Annotated in this window: 19 protein-coding genes; 5 read left to right on the top strand and 14 right to left on the bottom strand. The window is 31.5% G+C overall.

Features of this window, described 5'->3' with window-relative positions:
• The first annotated feature begins 144 nt into the window (after positions 1–144).
• From CELLY_RS02380 to aqpZ, 3 genes are all read left to right on the top strand, one after another.
• Positions 145–2,490 carry a DUF2339 domain-containing protein gene (locus tag CELLY_RS02380; RefSeq protein ID WP_013620055.1) on the top strand — a complete coding sequence of 782 codons (2,346 nt, stop codon included), beginning with the start codon at positions 145–147 and terminating at the stop codon, positions 2,488–2,490.
• Entirely contained in the window at positions 2,471–3,709 is a 1,239-nt protein-coding gene (locus CELLY_RS02385; RefSeq protein ID WP_013620056.1) for a DUF3999 family protein, read from the top strand. Before CELLY_RS02380 ends, CELLY_RS02385 begins: the two co-directional genes overlap by 20 nt.
• A 117-nt stretch (positions 3,710–3,826) precedes the next feature.
• Complete coding sequence (aqpZ, locus tag CELLY_RS02390) at positions 3,827–4,522, top strand: aquaporin Z (RefSeq protein WP_013620057.1); 696 nt, start codon at positions 3,827–3,829, stop codon at positions 4,520–4,522.
• 58 nt (positions 4,523–4,580) lie between these two features.
• Here aqpZ and rimO read toward each other — a convergent pair whose 3' ends face one another.
• Positions 4,581–5,882 carry a 30S ribosomal protein S12 methylthiotransferase RimO gene (gene rimO, locus CELLY_RS02395; RefSeq protein WP_013620058.1) on the bottom strand — a complete coding sequence of 434 codons (1,302 nt, stop codon included), beginning with the start codon at positions 5,880–5,882 and terminating at the stop codon, positions 4,581–4,583.
• A gap of 125 nt (positions 5,883–6,007) precedes the next feature.
• Between rimO and CELLY_RS02400 the strand changes: the two genes are divergently transcribed.
• Positions 6,008–7,096, top strand: a complete 1,089-nt coding sequence (locus CELLY_RS02400; RefSeq protein ID WP_013620059.1) for a serine hydrolase domain-containing protein — start codon at positions 6,008–6,010, stop codon at positions 7,094–7,096.
• Here CELLY_RS02400 and CELLY_RS02405 read toward each other — a convergent pair.
• The 12 genes from CELLY_RS02405 to recR form a co-directional block, all read right to left on the bottom strand.
• On the bottom strand, positions 7,093–8,763 hold the full coding sequence (locus CELLY_RS02405) for an amidase family protein (RefSeq protein WP_042257245.1): 1,671 nt from the start codon (positions 8,761–8,763) through the stop codon (positions 7,093–7,095). The two genes, CELLY_RS02400 and CELLY_RS02405, sit on opposite strands and share 4 nt — an antisense overlap.
• 48 nt (positions 8,764–8,811) lie before the next feature.
• Positions 8,812–9,774, bottom strand: coding sequence for a signal recognition particle-docking protein FtsY (gene ftsY, locus CELLY_RS02410; protein WP_013620061.1), 963 nt, complete (start codon positions 9,772–9,774; stop codon positions 8,812–8,814).
• Between the two features lie 90 nt (positions 9,775–9,864).
• Positions 9,865–10,017: a DUF4295 domain-containing protein gene (locus CELLY_RS16845; protein ID WP_013620062.1), complete on the bottom strand. Its 153-nt coding sequence runs from the start codon at positions 10,015–10,017 to the stop codon at positions 9,865–9,867.
• Positions 10,018–10,059: 42 nt separating this feature from the next.
• Positions 10,060–10,242 carry a 50S ribosomal protein L33 gene (gene rpmG / locus CELLY_RS02415; RefSeq protein ID WP_013620063.1) on the bottom strand — a complete coding sequence of 61 codons (183 nt, stop codon included), beginning with the start codon at positions 10,240–10,242 and terminating at the stop codon, positions 10,060–10,062.
• Between the two features lie 21 nt (positions 10,243–10,263).
• Positions 10,264–10,500 carry a 50S ribosomal protein L28 gene (gene rpmB, locus CELLY_RS02420; protein ID WP_013620064.1) on the bottom strand — a complete coding sequence of 79 codons (237 nt, stop codon included), beginning with the start codon at positions 10,498–10,500 and terminating at the stop codon, positions 10,264–10,266.
• A gap of 118 nt (positions 10,501–10,618) precedes the next feature.
• On the bottom strand, positions 10,619–11,866 hold the full coding sequence (locus CELLY_RS02425) for a competence/damage-inducible protein A (protein WP_013620065.1): 1,248 nt from the start codon (positions 11,864–11,866) through the stop codon (positions 10,619–10,621).
• The gene (locus CELLY_RS02430; RefSeq protein ID WP_013620066.1) at positions 11,866–12,204 is read right to left on the bottom strand and encodes an Hpt domain-containing protein; all 339 of its coding nucleotides are present in this window, start codon (positions 12,202–12,204) and stop codon (positions 11,866–11,868) included. The genes CELLY_RS02425 and CELLY_RS02430 overlap by 1 nt, the downstream gene beginning before the upstream one ends.
• Complete coding sequence (locus CELLY_RS02435) at positions 12,205–12,816, bottom strand: fumarylacetoacetate hydrolase family protein (RefSeq protein ID WP_013620067.1); 612 nt, start codon at positions 12,814–12,816, stop codon at positions 12,205–12,207.
• 16 nt (positions 12,817–12,832) lie between these two features.
• Positions 12,833–13,747 carry a carboxypeptidase-like regulatory domain-containing protein gene (locus CELLY_RS02440; protein WP_013620068.1) on the bottom strand — a complete coding sequence of 305 codons (915 nt, stop codon included), beginning with the start codon at positions 13,745–13,747 and terminating at the stop codon, positions 12,833–12,835.
• A gap of 3 nt (positions 13,748–13,750) precedes the next feature.
• Positions 13,751–14,527 carry a 3'-5' exonuclease gene (locus tag CELLY_RS02445; protein ID WP_013620069.1) on the bottom strand — a complete coding sequence of 259 codons (777 nt, stop codon included), beginning with the start codon at positions 14,525–14,527 and terminating at the stop codon, positions 13,751–13,753.
• A gap of 118 nt (positions 14,528–14,645) precedes the next feature.
• On the bottom strand, positions 14,646–15,989 hold the full coding sequence (locus CELLY_RS02450; protein ID WP_013620070.1) for a dihydrolipoamide acetyltransferase family protein: 1,344 nt from the start codon (positions 15,987–15,989) through the stop codon (positions 14,646–14,648).
• Positions 15,990–16,084: 95 nt separating this feature from the next.
• On the bottom strand, positions 16,085–16,705 hold the full coding sequence (recR, locus tag CELLY_RS02455) for a recombination mediator RecR (protein ID WP_013620071.1): 621 nt from the start codon (positions 16,703–16,705) through the stop codon (positions 16,085–16,087).
• Positions 16,706–16,814: 109 nt separating this feature from the next.
• On the opposite strand from recR, the gene CELLY_RS02460 reads away from it, so the two are divergent.
• A complete protein-coding gene (locus CELLY_RS02460) occupies positions 16,815–18,278 on the top strand; it encodes a sodium:solute symporter (protein ID WP_013620072.1) in 1,464 nt (487 codons plus the stop codon).
• An 83-nt stretch (positions 18,279–18,361) separates the two neighbouring features.
• Here the strand turns inward: CELLY_RS02460 and CELLY_RS02465 are convergent, their stop codons facing one another.
• Entirely contained in the window at positions 18,362–18,721 is a 360-nt protein-coding gene (locus CELLY_RS02465; RefSeq protein ID WP_013620073.1) for a CoA-binding protein, read from the bottom strand.
• Between the last annotated feature and the right edge of the window lie 25 nt (positions 18,722–18,746).

An 18,746-nucleotide genomic window follows, 5' to 3' on the forward strand; every position in this document is an offset into this window, starting at 1 on the left:
TATTTAAGGTATAAACTTGTTATTATACATACCCCTTTACAAATGTAAACTGCTATATTTCACGGTTTATAGGGTATTAACCAACCTATAGTTAGCTGTACATTGCGTGCTACTATAAAAAATATAATTTTTAGGAACTAGCTTATGGCAAACGACCAAGAATATTTAAATAACCTAACCAAACAGTTTGAAATTCTTTTAAGCAAGCAAGAGCATTTTGCTAAGGAGCTTATGGTTTTACATAAAGAAATAGAGCGACTTAAAAAAGAGGGTATTCCAAAGCAAATAAGCAATAACAAAACTACTCCTATTGCTTCACCAGTAATAACACCTACTAAAGAACCCACAAAAGAATTTACTAAAGAGACTATTAATACCACACAAGCTAAAGCTATACAGCCTGAGAGAAATATACAACCTATAGAAAAAAGAATCTCTAAGCCTAAACAAAAATCTAATATTGAAAAATTTATAGGCGAAAATTTACTAAGTAAAATAGGTATTCTTATTCTAATAATTGGTGTTGCAATTGGCGCAAAATACTCTATAGAAAACAACTTAATTAGTCCGTTAACAAGAATAATTTTAGGATACTTAACAGGTCTAGGTTTACTTGGTCTTGGGATTAAATTAAAAGAAAAATATACTAGTTACAGTGCGGTATTAGTAAGTGGCTCTATTGCCATACTCTATTTTATAACGTTTGCTGCATATAGCTTTTATGATATTCTACCACAAATACCGGCTTTTGCAATAATGGTATTACTCACCATATTTACAGTTATTGCCGCCATTAACTACAACAAACAGGCCATTGCACATATTGGTTTAGTAGGTGCCTATGCTGTTCCTTTTTTACTTAGTAGTGGATCTGGACAAGTTGGTATATTATTTACATATATGTCTATTATTAACATAGGCATTTTAACATTATCATTTAAAAAAGATTGGAAAGGCTTATTCTACTCTGCTTTTATATTTACGTGGTTTATATACGGTTCTTGGTTTTTATTTAGTTATAATTATGACCACTTTACAAAAGCCTTTTTATTCTTATTTGTATTTTTCCTAATCTTTTACACAACATTTATAGTTAACAAAATAAAAAAGAACCATGCTTTTAACCCTAGTTCTATTTTAATACTATTAGTAAACTCATTTATCTTTTTTGGTTATGGTTTTTATCTACTAAGTTCTAACCAAGATTATGATAGCTATTTAGGCTTATTTACGGTTGCCAATGCATTATTACATTTTATTGCTGGTACTATTTTGTACAAACAAAAATTAGCAGATAGCAAGCTTTTATATTTTATATTAGGGATGGTGTTTGTCTTTATAACTATTGCTGTACCCGTACAATTAGATGGTAATTACGTTACTATTCTATGGATTACTATTGCCGCTTTGCTTTTCTGGATTGGCTCATCAAAAGGCGCTCCTATTTTAAAGCAAATCTCTTATCCACTGGTAATATTATCATTACTAAGTTTGTTTCAAGACTGGGGAACTTACTATCTAGACCATAGCTATTATAGTGATTACGCAGGTAATATTACTCCTCTATTAAACGTAAATTTACTTGGCTCTTTACTTAGTATTGTTTCATTGTATTTCATTTACACAACCAATAAAAAATACAACACCAAAAACAATGTTTTATCTTACATTGCTCCAATACTATTAGTATTAGTAACATTTAGCAGTTTCTTTGTAGAAATAGTACACTACTTTAATTTAGCACTGGATGAGTCTAAAATTATAATAAATAAAACAGACATTTATAGCAACCCTATTAATTATGACATTAATAGCTTTAGCATACTAACACTTGTATGCTACACCTTACTATTCTTTTCTATACTAAGTATTATAAATATTAAAAAGATAAAAAACAGAACGTTAGGTATTGTAAATATTAGCATTAATAGTATTGTTTTATTTATTTCATTAACTGTAGGCTTACTTATTTTAAGTGAGCTTAGAGACAGTTACTTAAATCCGTCTGAATATTACAACTCTGGAAGTATGCACCTTGCAGTAAGATATATACTTTATACTTTTATAGCACTTATAGTATACTGCACATATAGTTACACTAAGCAAAGCTTTATGCGCATAAACTTTAAAATTGCGTTTTCTATACTACTTAATATTTCAGTACTTTGGATTTTAAGTAGCGAGCTAATTAACTGGATAGACTTGTCTGGCGCAGAGCAAACATACGGATTAGAACTAAGCATTTTATGGGGAGTGTATTCTTTCTTTTTAGTAGCTAAAGGCATCTGGAAAAAAATAAAATATATACGTATTGGAGGCATTATTTTATTTGGAATCACCATTATTAAGCTTTTCTTTATGGATTTAGCCTCTTTAAATACCATATCAAAAACTCTTGTTTTAGTTATATTAGGGCTATTAATTTTAGGAGTTTCATTTTTATACAACAAGTACAAAAACAAAATTTTTGATGAGACAAAAACAGAATAAAACCATTTTACTTTTTTTACTAGTTACCACTGCATTTTACGCACAAATGCAAAACTATGATGCAAAAATAGAACTTAAAAATATTACTGATACTTGGCATAATATTGTATTACCAGACACTGTTTTTGCTAATACTCAAGATCATTTAAGTGATATTCGCATATACGGTATAACTCCTAAAAAAGATACTATTGAGGCTCCTTATATTTTTAATTACACATCTCCAGAATTAAAAACTAAAACGGTAGACTACAAATTATTAAACGCTAGTACTAAAGATGGTACTTACTACTTTACACTAAAAGTACCTTCTAAAGACCCTATTAATCATATAAAATTAGATTTTGAAAACACTAATTTTGATTGGAAAACATTGGTACAAGGAAGTCACGACCAAAAAAACTGGTTTACCATATATAATGATTATAGAATTGTTGCCATTAAAAACAAACAAACCAGTTACAGTTATACAGACATTAATTTTAGTGCAGCAGAATACACATATTTTAGAGTAGGCATTAAGAGTGATGAAGAACCTATTTTAAACAGAGCAACATTAGAACTTCAACAAAAAGCTACAGAAAATATTACCAACAGAAAATTAAAATCTTATACTGTTGTTGAAGATAAAAAAAGCAAAAAAACAATTATCAATATCAGTTTAACTAAAAAAGCCCCTACACACCAAGTAACTATAAATATTAATAATGATTTTGATTATTACAGACCTATAAAAATTGAAGAACTTTTAGACAGTGTAAAAACACAAAAAGGGTATTTGTATGACTACAATACATTAAGCGTTGGCACATTATCCTCTATAGAAAATAATACATTTACTTTTGACAATACCTTCTCTAAAAAAATACGCATTACTATTTTAAATTTTGACAATCAACCTTTAAAAATAAAAAATATAACTGCTAAAGGTTATAAGTACTTACTAACCGCAAGGTTTACAGAACCAGCTACATATTATTTAACATATGGTAATAAAGATGCATACGGCCCTAGTTATGATATTGCACAGTTAAATATAAAAATGCCTAAGGATATAAAAAACCTCTCTTTGGGCAATCCTGTTTATATTGCCAAAAAAGAAACACAAATACAAGAACCTCTTTTTAAAAATAAATTATGGTTATGGGTTATTATGGGGCTAATAATGGCTATTATTGGTTGGTTTTCTTATAAAATGTTAAGCACAAAACCAGAATAAATTTTAATATACGGGTAACTTTATTTTTTGTAACTTGTAAATCCCCCAACACTTTACAACTTACTTTCTTACGTTTTGTTATGGTATTAAACACTTATTAACCATTAACAAACAAAAATGAAAAAATTAGTAGCAGAATTTATTGGTACGCTTTGGCTTGTCCTAGGCGGATGTGGTAGCGCCGTATTAGCAGCCGCCTACCCTGAATTAGGAATTGGATTTGCAGGTGTTGCACTTGCCTTTGGATTAACTGTAGTAACAATGGCCTATGCAATTGGCCATATATCTGGTTGCCACTTAAATCCCGCTGTTTCTATTGGATTATGCGTTGGAGGCAGATTTAACAAAAAAGAACTTTTGCCGTACATAATTGCTCAAGTAATGGGCGGTATTGCAGGAGCAGCAATTTTATACGCTATTGTTAGCGGTAAAGAAGGCTTTAGTATTGGTGGCTTTGCTGCCAATGGCTTTGGAGAGTTTTCTCCTGGAGGATACAATATGACATCGGCATTGATTACAGAAATTGTAATGACGTTTATGTTTTTAATAATTATACTTGGCGCAACACACTCTAAAGCTCCAAAAGGTATGGCTGGTTTAGCAATAGGCCTTGGACTTACACTAATACACCTAATTAGTATTCCTGTTACAAACACATCTGTAAACCCTGCACGTAGTACGAGTCAGGCATTATTTGCGCAAACAGATGGTGCTTTGCCACAATTATGGCTATTTTGGGTAGCTCCTATAATAGGTGCTATTTTAGCAGGTCTGGTTTACAAATTAGTATCTCCTGATGATAAAATAGATTAAAAAAAGCAAAAGCCCTAGAAAGTTAATTTCTAGGGCTTTTTTTATTGTAGAGTTGTAATTACACTGGCTCTCCATACAAATCAAAATCTGCAGCTTCTGTAATTTTTATACTAGCATATTCTCCTTGTTTTAGGTAATGCTTGGTAGCATCAATTAAAACCTCATTATCTACATCCGGAGAATCAAACTCTGTTCTTCCAACAAAATAATTACCTTCTTTTCTATCTATAATACATTTAAAAGTCTCTCCTATTTTTTCTTGGTTTAACTCCCATGAAATCTGAGATTGTATCTCCATAATTTGGTTAGCTCTATCTTGCTTCACCTCTTCTGGCACATTGTCTTCTAAATTATACGCGTGTGTATTTTCTTCATGACTATATGTAAAACAACCTAAACGCTCAAAACGCATATCTGTAACCCATTGTTTTAAGGTTTCAAAATCTTCTTCAGTTTCCCCAGGGTAACCAACAATTAGCGTAGTTCTAATGGTCATATTTGGCACCGTAGCTCTAAAGTCTTGCAACAACTTAGTAGTTTTTGCCTGTGTGGTACCACGGCGCATACTTTTTAAAATTGAATCTGATATGTGCTGTAACGGAATATCTAAGTAATTACAAATTTTAGGCTCTTTATTCATAAGGTCTAGTACATCCATAGGAAACCCAGTAGGAAAAGCATAGTGCAAACGTATCCATTCTATACCTTCAACCTTAACTAAAGCCTCTAAAAGCTCTGCTAAATTTCTTTTCTTATATAAATCTAAACCGTAGTACGTTAAATCTTGTGCTATAAGTATTAACTCCTTTACTCCTTTTGCTGCTAATTTTTCAGCTTCAGTAACCAAATCTTCAATTGGTGTACTCTTATGTTTGCCACGCATTAATGGTATTGCACAAAAAGAACATGGCCTATCACAACCTTCTGCTATTTTTAAATAAGCATAGTTTTTTGGCGTTGTAGTAATACGCTCTCCTATTAACTCATGCTTATAATCTGCCTCTAAAGCTTTTAATAAACTAGGCAGTTGACTAGTACCAAAATACTCGTCTACATTAGGAATCTCCTTTATCAAATCTGGTTTATAACGCTCACTTAAACATCCTGTTACAAAAACCTTATCTACCTCACCAGCTTCTTTTTTTTGTACAAAATCTAAAATAGTATTTACACTTTCTTCTTTTGCATTATCAATAAAGCCACACGTATTAATTACAACAATATTACCATCTTCTTCATGTGCAACTTCTTTTCCATTAGCTTTTAATTGCCCCATAAGTACTTCAGAATCGTACACATTTTTAGAGCAACCTAAAGTAACTACATTAATTTTGTTTGTTTTTAGTGATTTTGTGCGCATAATCTATTAAAATTGGCTGCAAAAATACAACTTGCTTAAGGAATGACACCTATATAGAACTAATTTTATGATTTTTACGTTAAACCATTAGCCTATAATGTTATCTAAACTTAAAAATATACAAGATGAAAAGTTACACATACTCTTTTTTAACATTAGTACTTTGTATAATTTGCAGCTGTTCTACAGATAAAGAAAATAACATAGACGATACAGATTCTAATGAAATGTATTTTCCACCTATTAACTCTGACGAGTGGAAAACTAATACAGTTGAAGATTTAGGCTGGAATGAAGATGCTTTACAACCACTTTTAAGCTTTGTTGAAGCCAACAAAACAAAAGCTTTTTTAATACTTGAAAACGGAAAAATTGTAGTTGAATGGTATGGTAATAATGCTGATGCAACCTCTAATTTAGCCTGGAATTCTGCCGCAAAAACATTAGTATCTTTTACTGCCGGAATTGCTATTGAAGAAGGTTTATTAGATATCAATTTACCATCTAGCAATTACTTGGGCACAGGCTGGTCTTCTTTAACAACTGCTCAAGAACAAAACATTACAGTTAAAAACCATTTAACAATGACTACTGGTTTAGATTATACTGTAACTAACAACAACTGCACAGACCCAGAGTGTTTCACTTTTAAAAATTTACCAGGCACATTTTGGTACTATCATAATGGAGCATACACTATTACACACAATATTATAGAAGGAGCCACACAGCAAAATTTTAATACTTATTTTAATGATAAACTAAAAAATGTAATTGGTATGCAAGGCTCTTGGGTACCTTTTGGTTACTTTAAATTGTATTACGGCAACGCCAGAAGTATGGCCAGGTATGGAATTTTAAATCTAAATAAAGGAAATTGGGATGGAATTCCGGTGTTAGAATCAGAAACATATTTTAACGAAATGACAAGCACGTCTCAGAACTTAAATGATGCATATGGTTATTTTTGGTGGCTAAACGGAAAAGCATCATATAAACTACCTGCTTCTGAACTTAATTACACTGGAAAACTAATACCTAATGCACCCAACGATTTAATAGCCGCCTTAGGCAAGGATGACCAAAAACTATACATTTCACCTAGCAAAAACCTAGTTGTTGTACGTTTAGGTGATGCTGCTAATGATGAACTACTTGGTCCGTCTAGTTTTGATAATCTACTTTGGGAGAAAATAAATAACTTAATTAACTAGTTGTATTTTTTTGGTATTTGCCTTGCTTTAAAAACAGATTCAAAACCTGCTGCATAACGCAGCAATTCTGCCTCTTTAAATTGTTTTGCTATAAAAGTTAAACTAATTGGCTCCCCTGTTTTTTTATATCCCATTGGCACTGTAATTGCAGGATATTTAGCTACTGCTGCATAACCAGCATGGTAATTATTAATAGATAAAATTGCATTTAAATTATGAGCATCCATAGCTTCATTAAAATAACGCCTTCCATTTTGCTCTAAATTACTAACAATAACAGCTAATTCTTCAACTGTAGTGGTATCTGCTAAAATTCCTCTAAATAAGGCTTGCCCATAAGGTATTCTTACAACAGAGTCTTTAGCATTAAATGCTACAGCAGATTTTATATCATTTATTGGTAGTTTATTTTTAGTTTGATTTTTTATGTAGGTTGGCAAATCGTGCTTCATATCAATATTTAAAATACTTAAAAAACCACTCATTGAAACTTCTGGAGGTGTAATTTCTACAATAACACTCCCTTGTTCTTTTAATTTATCTATTGTTATTTTATAAATAGAATCTGACTCTAACAAGTTTTTTATCACTCCAAAACGTTTCCCTTTTAAGCTATTATCTATTAAAGGCGCAGAAAGTACACCTAAATGTTTTTCTACAGATTTACTATCTGCGGCATCTTTACCTTTCATTGCGTCTAATAAAATAGCAGCATCACCTACGTTTTTAGCCATTGGACCAGGAGTATCTAATGTACTAGAAATTGGCACAATACCCGTTCTACTTAACAAACCAATTGTTGGTTTTAAGCCAACTACCGAGTTTTGACTAGATGGAGATAATATAGAGCCCGATGTTTCTGTACCCACAGCAGCTACCGCATAATTTGCTGCAACAGCCGTACCACTACCAGCACTAGAGCCTCCTGTTTCAAAAACGGTTCTACCATAAGGGTTTAATGTTTGTCCGCCCACTGCACTATAACCAACAGGGCAACCAGTACATAAAAAATAAGCCCATTCACTTAAATTAACTTTACCCAAAATTAAGGCGCCATTTTCCTTTAGTTGCTTAACTATAAAAGCATCATCTGTACTGTTATTTTTTAATGCTATTGCACCAGCAGTGGTTACCATATTTTTAGTATTAATATTGTCTTTCAACAATATAGGCATACCATATATTGGGTGCTTACTAGCTGGCTCATTATTCGCATTTTTAAGCTCATCTAATTTACGAGCTTGCTTAACCACATCTTTATTTAAAGCTATTACTGTATTTAAGGTTGTGGTATTATCTAATTCATACTTATAAATTCTGTACAAATAAAAAAGAACCAGTTTTTCATAAGTTAATACTCCTTCATCTAATTGCTTACGCAATGTATAAATATCTTTTTCTAAAATAAGAGGCTTTAATGCTGTATATTCTTTTTCTGATAATTTTTGAACCTCTGGATATAATGGAAGAAAAATTTCATTTTTATCTATTACTTTAGATTGTAAAAGTTTGTAACGCATTCTAGAGTTTTTATGCGTTTTATTCTTTTCCACCTCTAAAGAGTCATTATAAGGCATCCATAATACAACTTCTTCTTTAGATGTTTCTTTTTTGTTTTTACAAGCAAAAGCAAGCAAAACCAATGTAAGTAAAAATATTTTTTTCATAACCAAATAGCTTAAAACCAAAAAAACCTCCATACGGAGGTTTTAAAATTATTTTTTCAGATTAAAGAAAGAGTCTACAAACTCATATTTATTAAAAACCTGCAAGTCTTCAATACCTTCTCCCACTCCAATATATTTTACCGGAATTTGAAACTGATCTGAGATTCCTATTACAACACCACCTTTTGCAGTACCGTCTAATTTAGTAACCGCTAATGAAGTTACCTCTGTAGCTTTTGTAAATTGCTTAGCTTGTTCAAAAGCGTTTTGACCAGTAGAACCGTCTAAAACAAGCATTACATCATGCGGCGTATTATCTACAACCTTATGCATTACTCTTTTTACTTTAGTAAGCTCATTCATTAAATTTACTTTATTATGCAAACGGCCAGCAGTATCTATAATTACTACATCTGCATTTTGAGTTACAGCAGAACTTAACGTATCAAAAGCAACAGAAGCAGGGTCACTACCCATTTTTTGTTTTACAATTGGAATATCTACACGATCTGCCCAAACTTGTAGCTGATCTATTGCAGCAGCTCTAAAAGTATCTGCAGCACCTAAAACAACCTTTAAGCCTTGTTTTTTAAATTGATAAGCCATTTTACCAATGGTAGTAGTTTTACCAACACCATTAACACCAACAACCATAATTACATAAGGCTTTACACCTTTAGGAACTACAAATTCGGTTTCATTACCTGTATTTGTTTCAGATAAAAGTGCCGCTATCTCTTCACGTAAAATTACATTAAGCTCATCTGTACCTAAATATTTATCTTTAGATACACGTGCTTCTATACGATCTATAATTTTTAAAGTAGTATCTACACCAACATCAGAAGTTACTAAAATCTCTTCTAAGTTGTCTAATACATCATCATCTACCTTAGTTTTACCAGCAACAGCTTTACTTAACTTAGAAAAAAAGCTGCTTTTACTTTTCTCTAAACCTTTATCAAGGCTCTCCTTCTTTTTTGAAGAAAATATATTTTTAAATAGACTCATTTTTTATCCTGTAATTTCACCAAAGATATAAAAATAAAAAAAGCCACTTTCTAATGAAAGTAGCTTTATTATCAATATGGTATATTGATATTATTTTTTTGCTAACCACTCGTTTACAAATTCTGGAGCCATTACTGATTCCACAAACGTGTAAGCACCTGTTTTAGGAGATTTTACCATTTTAATGGCTTTAGTTAATCTCTTTGAGCTGGTCTGTAAACTTGCTACTGTTTTCTTTGCCATAACTTTATAGTTTAACAATTTCCTTGATAAAGGAAATTTAAATTATTTTATTTCTTTATGAACAGTCATTCTCTTAAGGATTGGGTTAAATTTCTTTAACTCAATTCTATCTGGAGTGTTCTTTTTGTTTTTAGTGGTAATGTACCTAGAAGTACCTGGTTGCCCAGACTCTTTATGCTCTGTACACTCTAAAATAACTTGTATTCTGTTACCTTTCTTTGCCATCTTTATTATTTTTTAAAGAGATTATTTAATAATCCCCTGTGCTTTAGCCTCTTTTAATACTTCAGAGATTCCTTTTTTATTGATACTCTTAAGAGCTCTTGTAGATACTTTTAAAGTTATCCAACGATCTTCCTCTGGAATGTAAAAACGTTTTTTGGAAAGATTTACATCAAACCTTCTTCTTGTCTTATTAATAGAGAAAGACACGTTATTTCCAAACATTGCTTTCTTTCCAGTGATTTCACAAACTTTTGACATTATGCTAGATTTTGTGTTATTTTAAACAGGCTGCAAATTTATAGCTTTTTTTTGGGTAGACAAAATTCTTTTCATCAAATTTTTAAAATTATTTTTTCTACTTCTAAAATGGCACTATTTAACAACCTAATATTTCTTTATACAATAGCTCTAAAGCCTTATTAATTGCTTTGTTTACTACCCGTTCTCTTTGTCCTCCTAATTGTTGATGCACAGCAAATGTTTTAGTTGGTGTTGCAATACCAATATAAACTGTACCTACTTCTGCGTTAGAATCTCCTTTGGTTGGCCCTGCATTACCTGTAGTTGCAATTGCAAAGTCTGTCTTAAGCATTTTTTGTACATTTTTAGCCATTGCTACTGCAACTTGCTCACTTACCACAGAATACGTTTTAATTAAGTCTTCTGGCACTCCCAAAACAGTTGTTTTAACTTCGGTTGCATAACTTACAACACTTCCTTTAAAATAGGCAGATGCTCCAGGCATAGATGTAATTATTTCTGCTATTTTACCTCCTGTAAAACTTTCTGCTGTTGCAAGTGTTTTTCTTTTTTCTGTAAACAATTTAGCTACTACAACCTCTAACTCATCTTCACCTTCATCGCCATAAATTATATCTCCTATTAGACTTTTTAATTTTAGACTTTCTTCTTCTATACTTTTTTCTAAACTGCTTTTATTTAAACTTGTACCAGATAAGCGCAAACGTACAGATCCTAAGCTTGGCAGATATGCAAGTTTTATAAACTTTGGTAAATTATCTTCCCAATCACTTATTTGTGCCGCTAAAGCACTTTCTCCAACGCCATAAGTAATAAATGTTTTATGTATTATGTGTGGTCTTTTAAACTCTTTTATTATACGCGGTATTACTTCTTCCGTTATAAGGTAGCGCATTTCAAAAGGAACACCTGGCATAGACACAAAAACAGTATCCTTATTTTTTATCCACATTCCTGGCGCTGTGCCCTTTATATTGTGCAAAACGGTAGCTTTAGACAACACTTTAGCTTGTTGCCTATTAACATCTAATATTGGTTTATCTGAAAACTTTTTAAACAACTCCTCTACGTGCGCTAACACTTTGTTGTTTTGAACCAAGGTATCATTAAAAAACTCGCATAAAGTATGCTTAGTTATGTCATCCTTTGTAGGACCCAAGCCGCCAGTAATTAAAACAATATCTACTCTTTTTGATGCATCGTTTAAAGCAGATAAAATTTGCTGTTTATTGTCTTGTACAGATGTAATCTGATATACAGCTACTCCTATCTTATTTAATTCTTTACCTATAAAAGCTGAGTTGGTATCTATAACCTGACCAATAAGTAACTCATCTCCTATGGTTATTATCTCGGCAAGCATTACAAATTAAAGTCGTTTTTTAACTCTACTACAACTTGTTCTACATCAACCTTTAATGTTTTAAAAATTTTATCAATTTCATTAAAATCTCCTTGTTGCTTTCCTAAAGATTCAATTTCATAAGCAGCAGCTCTGGTTTGCTCCATACCCAACAAATCTACATTAGGTTTAATTTTATGAGCTAATTGGTAGGTAGGCTCATAATCCCTACTTTCAATAGCTTTTTCTAAAAGTCCTAAATCTTCAGGTACTTCTTCTAAAAAAACAGATACTACAGAATTGATAAAATCATTATCACCATCTGCCATTTCATTTAATTTATCAAGACTATAAATCATTTATTTTATATTTAATGTAAACATTTCTTCACCTTCTAAGGTGCCACAAAGATAATCATTAGCATCTACCCGTCCTACACCTGCTGGTGTACCTGTAAATATGACATCTCCTTTTTTTAACATAAAGTATTGAGAAACATACGATATAAGCTCGTCTATTTTCCACAACATTAAATTTGTATTTCCCTTTTGTACTATTTCTTCATTTTTTAACAATGAAAAATTTATATTATCTACAGAAGAAAATTTACTTTTTGGCAACCATTTACCTATTACTGCCGCACCATCAAAACCTTTTGCTTTTTCCCAAGGTAATCCTTTTTCTTTTAACTTAGATTGAAGATCACGTGCTGTAAAGTCTATTCCTAGACCAATTTCATCATAATAATTGGCAGCAAATTTTTGTTCTATATGTTTTCCTACTTTTTTAATTTTAACTAAAACCTCTACTTCATAATGTATGTTATTAGAGAATTCTGGTATGTAAAAATCTTGTTCTTTTGGTAGCACAGCAGAATCTGGCTTAATAAAAACAACAGGATCTGTAGGCTTTTCATTGGCCAATTCTTTAATATGATCTGTGTAATTACGACCTATACAAATTATCTTCATAATAAACTTTATTAGGTTATTGCTTTTCTTTAGACAATTTTAAACTTACCGCTGGTACTAAATGCTTGGTATTATCTTTAGACTTTACCTTAAAATCTGTCCATTCTCCCATACCATATACCATAACTTTAAAATTTTGGTTTTTATTGTAAACGCCACCAAATGTTGGTGCAAACCTATCTTCTATAGTTAATTTACTAGTTAAGGGGTCTTTACCTTTAATTGCGTACCAATTATAGGGTACAAATAACCACTCTAAACCAATATATAAGCCTTGTTTAGGCATTTTTATATTAAAGGCAGACAAGTCTATAGACACAAAGTCATTCTCTGCAAAGGTTTCTAAAATTATACTTTTATGTAATAAATCTTTTGTTGGTTTTTTTGTTACTGGGTCTACATCATAAACACGTATTCTAAATTTAGATGCTCTTCTTTTAAACCCTTCATTTTTTTGAAAAAAAACGGTAACTTTATTTACATATTTTTTTGATGCTCCTATGTTTGGGTAGTACGTTGCCAATACCCACGGTGTAGATGAAGATGAAAAACCACTTTTAAGATCATAACTACCTATAGGGTTTAGCACGTATGAGTCTCCAAGAGATTTAGCCACAACAACCTCATCTAACTCAAAAGACTCTTCTACCATACCAAACTTTTTGTCCGCTACAATTTTTTTCACATCTACAATAGTATCTTTAAAACCTAAAGAAGACAAGTGTACTTTTTTTTCTAAGAAAGATGTTGGAACATCTACAAAAAAATAACCTTTTTCATCTGTAGAAGCTCCTTTTAATGTGTTTAAAAAACTAACATTAACATACGGAATTGGCTCTTGTGTTTTTGCATTGTAAATGGTGCCGTCTATTAAAATTTCTTGTGCAGACACACTAACAACACTAAAAAAAAGCAAAAAGAAAAATTTCATTATTTAACTTAACTTATTGTTTAACTTACTAAGTTTTATTTGAGTAAGTACTTTTTTAGTATACAACGGAAAATCTGCATTTAAAATCCACCCAAAATAGCCTGGTTCTTTTTCTAAAACTTCATCTACCTTTTTACCCTTATGCTTACCAAAAGAAAAAGCTGGGTCACCATCTTGATCTATTATAATAAAGCCAGCAAAATCTGCAAACTTTTTACGAGTGGTAAATTCTGATAGTTTTTTAATGTCGTTTTCCAATTCTGGATAACGGTCTAATTGTGATTTTAAGACCTCAAAAGTTGCATTTGTATCTGCGGCAGCACTGTGAGCATTTGTAAGCTCTTTATTGCAATAAAATTTATAAGCAGCCTCTAAAGTTCTTTTCTCCATCTTAAAAAAGATAGTTTGCACATCTACAGATACTGTATTTTTCATATCAAAATCTACTCCTGCACGTAACATTTCCTCAGCTAAAAGTGGAATATCAAACCTATCTGAATTGTAACCTCCTAGGTCACAATCCTTAATCATTGCGTAAATTTCTTTAGATAATTGTGCAAAAGTAGGTTCATTTGCAACTTTCTCATTGCTAATACCATGCACTGCAACAACCTCATCTGGTATATGCATTTCTGGGTTTACTAGCCAAGTTTTACTTTCTTTATTTCCGTTAGGGTATACTTTTAAAATGGAAATCTCTACCACTCTATCTTTAGCCACGTTTATACCTGTTGTTTCTAAGTCAAAAAAACAAATTGGGCGTGTTAATTTTAAATCCATTTTACTGTGTTTTAAGACAAAGATAAATGAATAGCAACTTTTAGAGAAAATAAAATAGGTATAAAAAAATGCCCTGTTAAAAAACAGGGCATTTTATAGTATTTATATTAGTGATGTATTAAATTTCTCTGTTTACATCCCAAGCTTCTAAGTATTCTGCTACTGCTTTTATAAACATACCACCTAAGGCACCATTTACAACGCGGTGATCATAACTATGAGATAAGAACATTTTAGAACGTATACCTATAAAATCACCTTCTGGAGTTTCTATAACAGATGGCACTTTACGTATTGCTCCTAATGCTAAAATTGCTACTTGCGGCTGGTTAATAATTGGTGTGCCAAATACACTACCAAATGTACCTACATTGGTTACGGTATATGTACCTCCTTGAATATCGTCTGGTTTTAAAGCATTGTTTCTTGCTCTGTTTGCCAGGTCGTTTACAACTTTAGCCATACCAACTAAATTTAACTGATCTGCATTTTTAATTACAGGTACAATTAAGTTTCCGTCTGGTAAAGCTGCTGCCATACCTATGTTTATATTTTTCTTTTTAATTACAGAATCTCCATCAAAAGAAATATTTATTAGCGGAAACTTTTTAATAGCAAATGCTACTGCCTCCATAAATATTGGAGTAAATGTAAGTTTTTCTCCTTCTCTCTTTAAAAATGCATTTTTATTTTTATTTCTCCAGTTTACAAGGTTAGTAACATCTACCTCTATAAAACTTTGTACGTGTGCAGATGTAGACACACTAGCTGTCATATGCTGTGCAATTAATTTACCCATACGAGACAGTGGTATAACCTCATCTCCGTCTGAAGCAACAACTGGTGCCGCCTTAGTTGCTGGTGCTTTTGTTGGCTGTGCTGATGATGCAGGTGCGCTTTTTGGTGCTGCCGTAGTACCATTACTACTAGGCGATGTTCTGTTTTCTACATAATTTAATATGTCTGTTTTAGTAACTCTGCCCTCTTTACCTGTACCGTTTATAGCGTCTAATTCTGCAATAGTAATACCCTCTTCTTTAGCTATATTTTTAACTAATGGAGAGTAAAATTTATCTGAATCACTAAAATCTTGTGATGTTGCTACTGTTTCTTTAGCTACAGCAATAGAACCTTCTATAGCCGCAACTTCTGGTGTTTCTTCAACTTTTTCTTCAGCCGCTGGTGCACTATCTTCTGTTGTAGCAGAAACTTCTACATCGCCAGAAATTTCAATAATAGCAACAGTTTGTCCAACTTGTACTATATCATCAACGTTAAAAAGTTTTTCAACTAAGACACCTTCTACTTCAGAAGGAACTTCAGAATCTACCTTATCAGTGGCAATTTCAAAAACAGCCTCATCCATCTCAATGGTATCCCCTACTTCTTTTAACCAAGTAGTTAATGTTGCCTCTGCAACACTTTCTCCCATCTGAGGTAATTTTAATTCAAATTTTGACATATTACTATTTTAAAAGCAATTTATATACTTAATTTTGCAAAAATACTAATTAAAACGTCATTTAATTAAATTTAGTGCATTTATTTTAATTTAAACTATCCTAATTTTAAAGAATTCTCAAAAGGAACCCTATTTAATATACTTCTACCAAGGGTTACCTCATCTGCATACTCTAGTTCATCACCAACGGCAATACCACGTGCTATAGTAGACGTTTTTAAACCCATACCTTCTATTTGTTTGTAAATATAAAAGTTGGTAGTATCACCTTCCATAGTAGAACTTAAAGCAAAAATTAGCTCTTTAATTATACCTTCTTTAGATTTATTTACCAAAGAATCTATTGTTAAATTTTGCGGACCAACGCCTTCCATAGGAGAAATTCTACCTCCTAAAACGTGATACAGTCCTCTGTATTGCCCTGTATTCTCTATAGCCATTACATCTCTAATGTCTTCTACAACACAAACTATAGATTCATCTCTTTTTGGGTTAGCACAAATTTCACATAAGACAACATCAGAAATATTATGGCAGTTGCTACAAAATTTAATTTCTTCTCTTAACTTTAATAAACTATTAGATAATGCACTAGTTTGGTCTTTTGGTTGTTTTAATAAATGTAATGCCAAACGCAGAGCTGTACGCTTACCAATTCCTGGCAACTGAGATATTTCGTACACTGCATTTTCTAACAATTTAGAAGAGAAATCCATACTATCATTTTTCTACACAAATTTACAATTTATTCTTGTTTTTTGAAGATCTATTAGTACTATGATGATATTTTTTCTTTTTGTACTTTGCAACCACAAATTACTACTTATGACATCTACCCATATATTAATACTAATAGGTTGTTACTTTTTAGTTTTACTATTAATATCTTACTTAACCGGAAAAAACGACACTAACGAAGATTTTTTTAAAGCAGGCAAACAATCTCCTTGGTATGTAGTTGCTTTTGGTATGGTTGGCGCATCATTATCTGGCGTAACTTTTATATCTGTTCCTGGTTGGGTACAAGGCTCACAATTTAGCTATATGCAAGTAGTGTTTGGCTACCTAGTTGGTTACTTTGTAATTGCATATGTTTTAATGCCTATTTATTACAAACTTAATGTTACCTCTATATATGAGTATTTAAAAGAACGGTTTGGTATGGTTAGTTACAAAACTGGTGCTTTTTTCTTTTTTATATCTAGGGTATTGGGCGCTTCTTTTAGGTTATTTTTAGTTGCATTAGTATTGCAACAGTTTGTTTTTGATGATTTAAATATTCCGTTTGAAATTACTGTAATACTATCTATACTGCTTATATGGATTTATACTTTTAGAGGCGGAATTAAAACTATTGTTTGGACAGATACGCTACAAACCCTTTTTATGTTACTATCTGTTGGTTTGTCTATTTATTTTATAACAGATAAATTAGATATGAGTTTAGGTAACTTACTAGCCTCTGAAGAACTAAAACAATACAATAAAATATTTTACACAGATAGTTTTCTAGCTAAAAGTCACTTTATAAAATCGTTTTTTGGAGGTATGTTTATTGCTATTTGTATGACTGGTTTAGACCAAGATATGATGCAAAAAAACCTTAGTTGCAAGACATTAAAGGATGCACAAAAAAATATGATTTCTTTTAGTTTAGTTTTGGTTGTTGTTAACTTTATTTTTCTACTATTAGGTGCCCTTTTATTTATTTATGCAGATAAATTTAATATTGTAACTCCTTCTCTTGGTGGTGTTGGTGCTCCTAAAACAGATTTACTTTTTCCTGAAATAGCCTTAAACAGTGGACTAGGAATTGTAATTGCTATTACATTTATGTTAGGCTTAATTGCAGCTGCTTACAGTAGTGCAGATAGTGCATTAACTTCTTTAACAACTTCTTTTTGTGTAGATTTTTTAGGCATAGATAAAAAACCGCAAAAACAACAAAAAAAGCTACGCAAAATTACACATATAGGTATGAGCATTTTACTTATAATTGTTATTATAATATTTAAAAACATATTAGACCGCAATGTAATAGACAGTTTGCTTACTGTGGCAACCTATACATATGGCCCTTTACTTGGACTTTTTACCTTTGGTATTTTTACAAAACATAAAATTAAAGACAAATGGGTTTGGCTTGTGGCAATTGTACCTGTAATTCTAATTTTACTAATTTCTAACGTGCCACCAGAACAGCTTGGAGGGTATGTAGTTGGTTATGAAATGCTTCCAATAAATGGCTTACTTACCTTTTTTGGCCTATGGTTGATTAGAAAAAAATAAGAATTTGAAAAAACAGTACTAGGGAAAAGTAACTTTTTTATATTATTTGTAATATTTTTTATAAAAAATTATAAAATTTATTTTTAATACTGGTTTGTTGCCAACATTACTAAAGCACACCCAACAACAACCTCTATGTTGTTCTTTTTCAGTATTTTATAAAATTCAGGGTTTTCTGTACCTGGGTTAAATATTACTCGCTTTGGATGTAATTTTACTATAGCATTGTAATATTCTACCTGCCTAGACGGATTTAAATATAAAGTAACTGTATTTATATTTTGAAATTCGGTTAAATTATCTTTAATTTGGAGATGTAAAATAGTCCCTAAATTTTTACCGAATGCCTCAGTTGTTATGTTCTTTTCTAAGAGTTTCTTAATAGCAAGATAACTATACCGATTCGGATTCAACGAAGCACCAAAAACAAGGGTTTTAGACATTTTTTGAAAATTTAATGTTAAATAT

Origin of the sequence: Cellulophaga lytica DSM 7489 (assembly GCF_000190595.1) — a bacterium.
GTDB classification, from domain to species: domain Bacteria; phylum Bacteroidota; class Bacteroidia; order Flavobacteriales; family Flavobacteriaceae; genus Cellulophaga; species Cellulophaga lytica.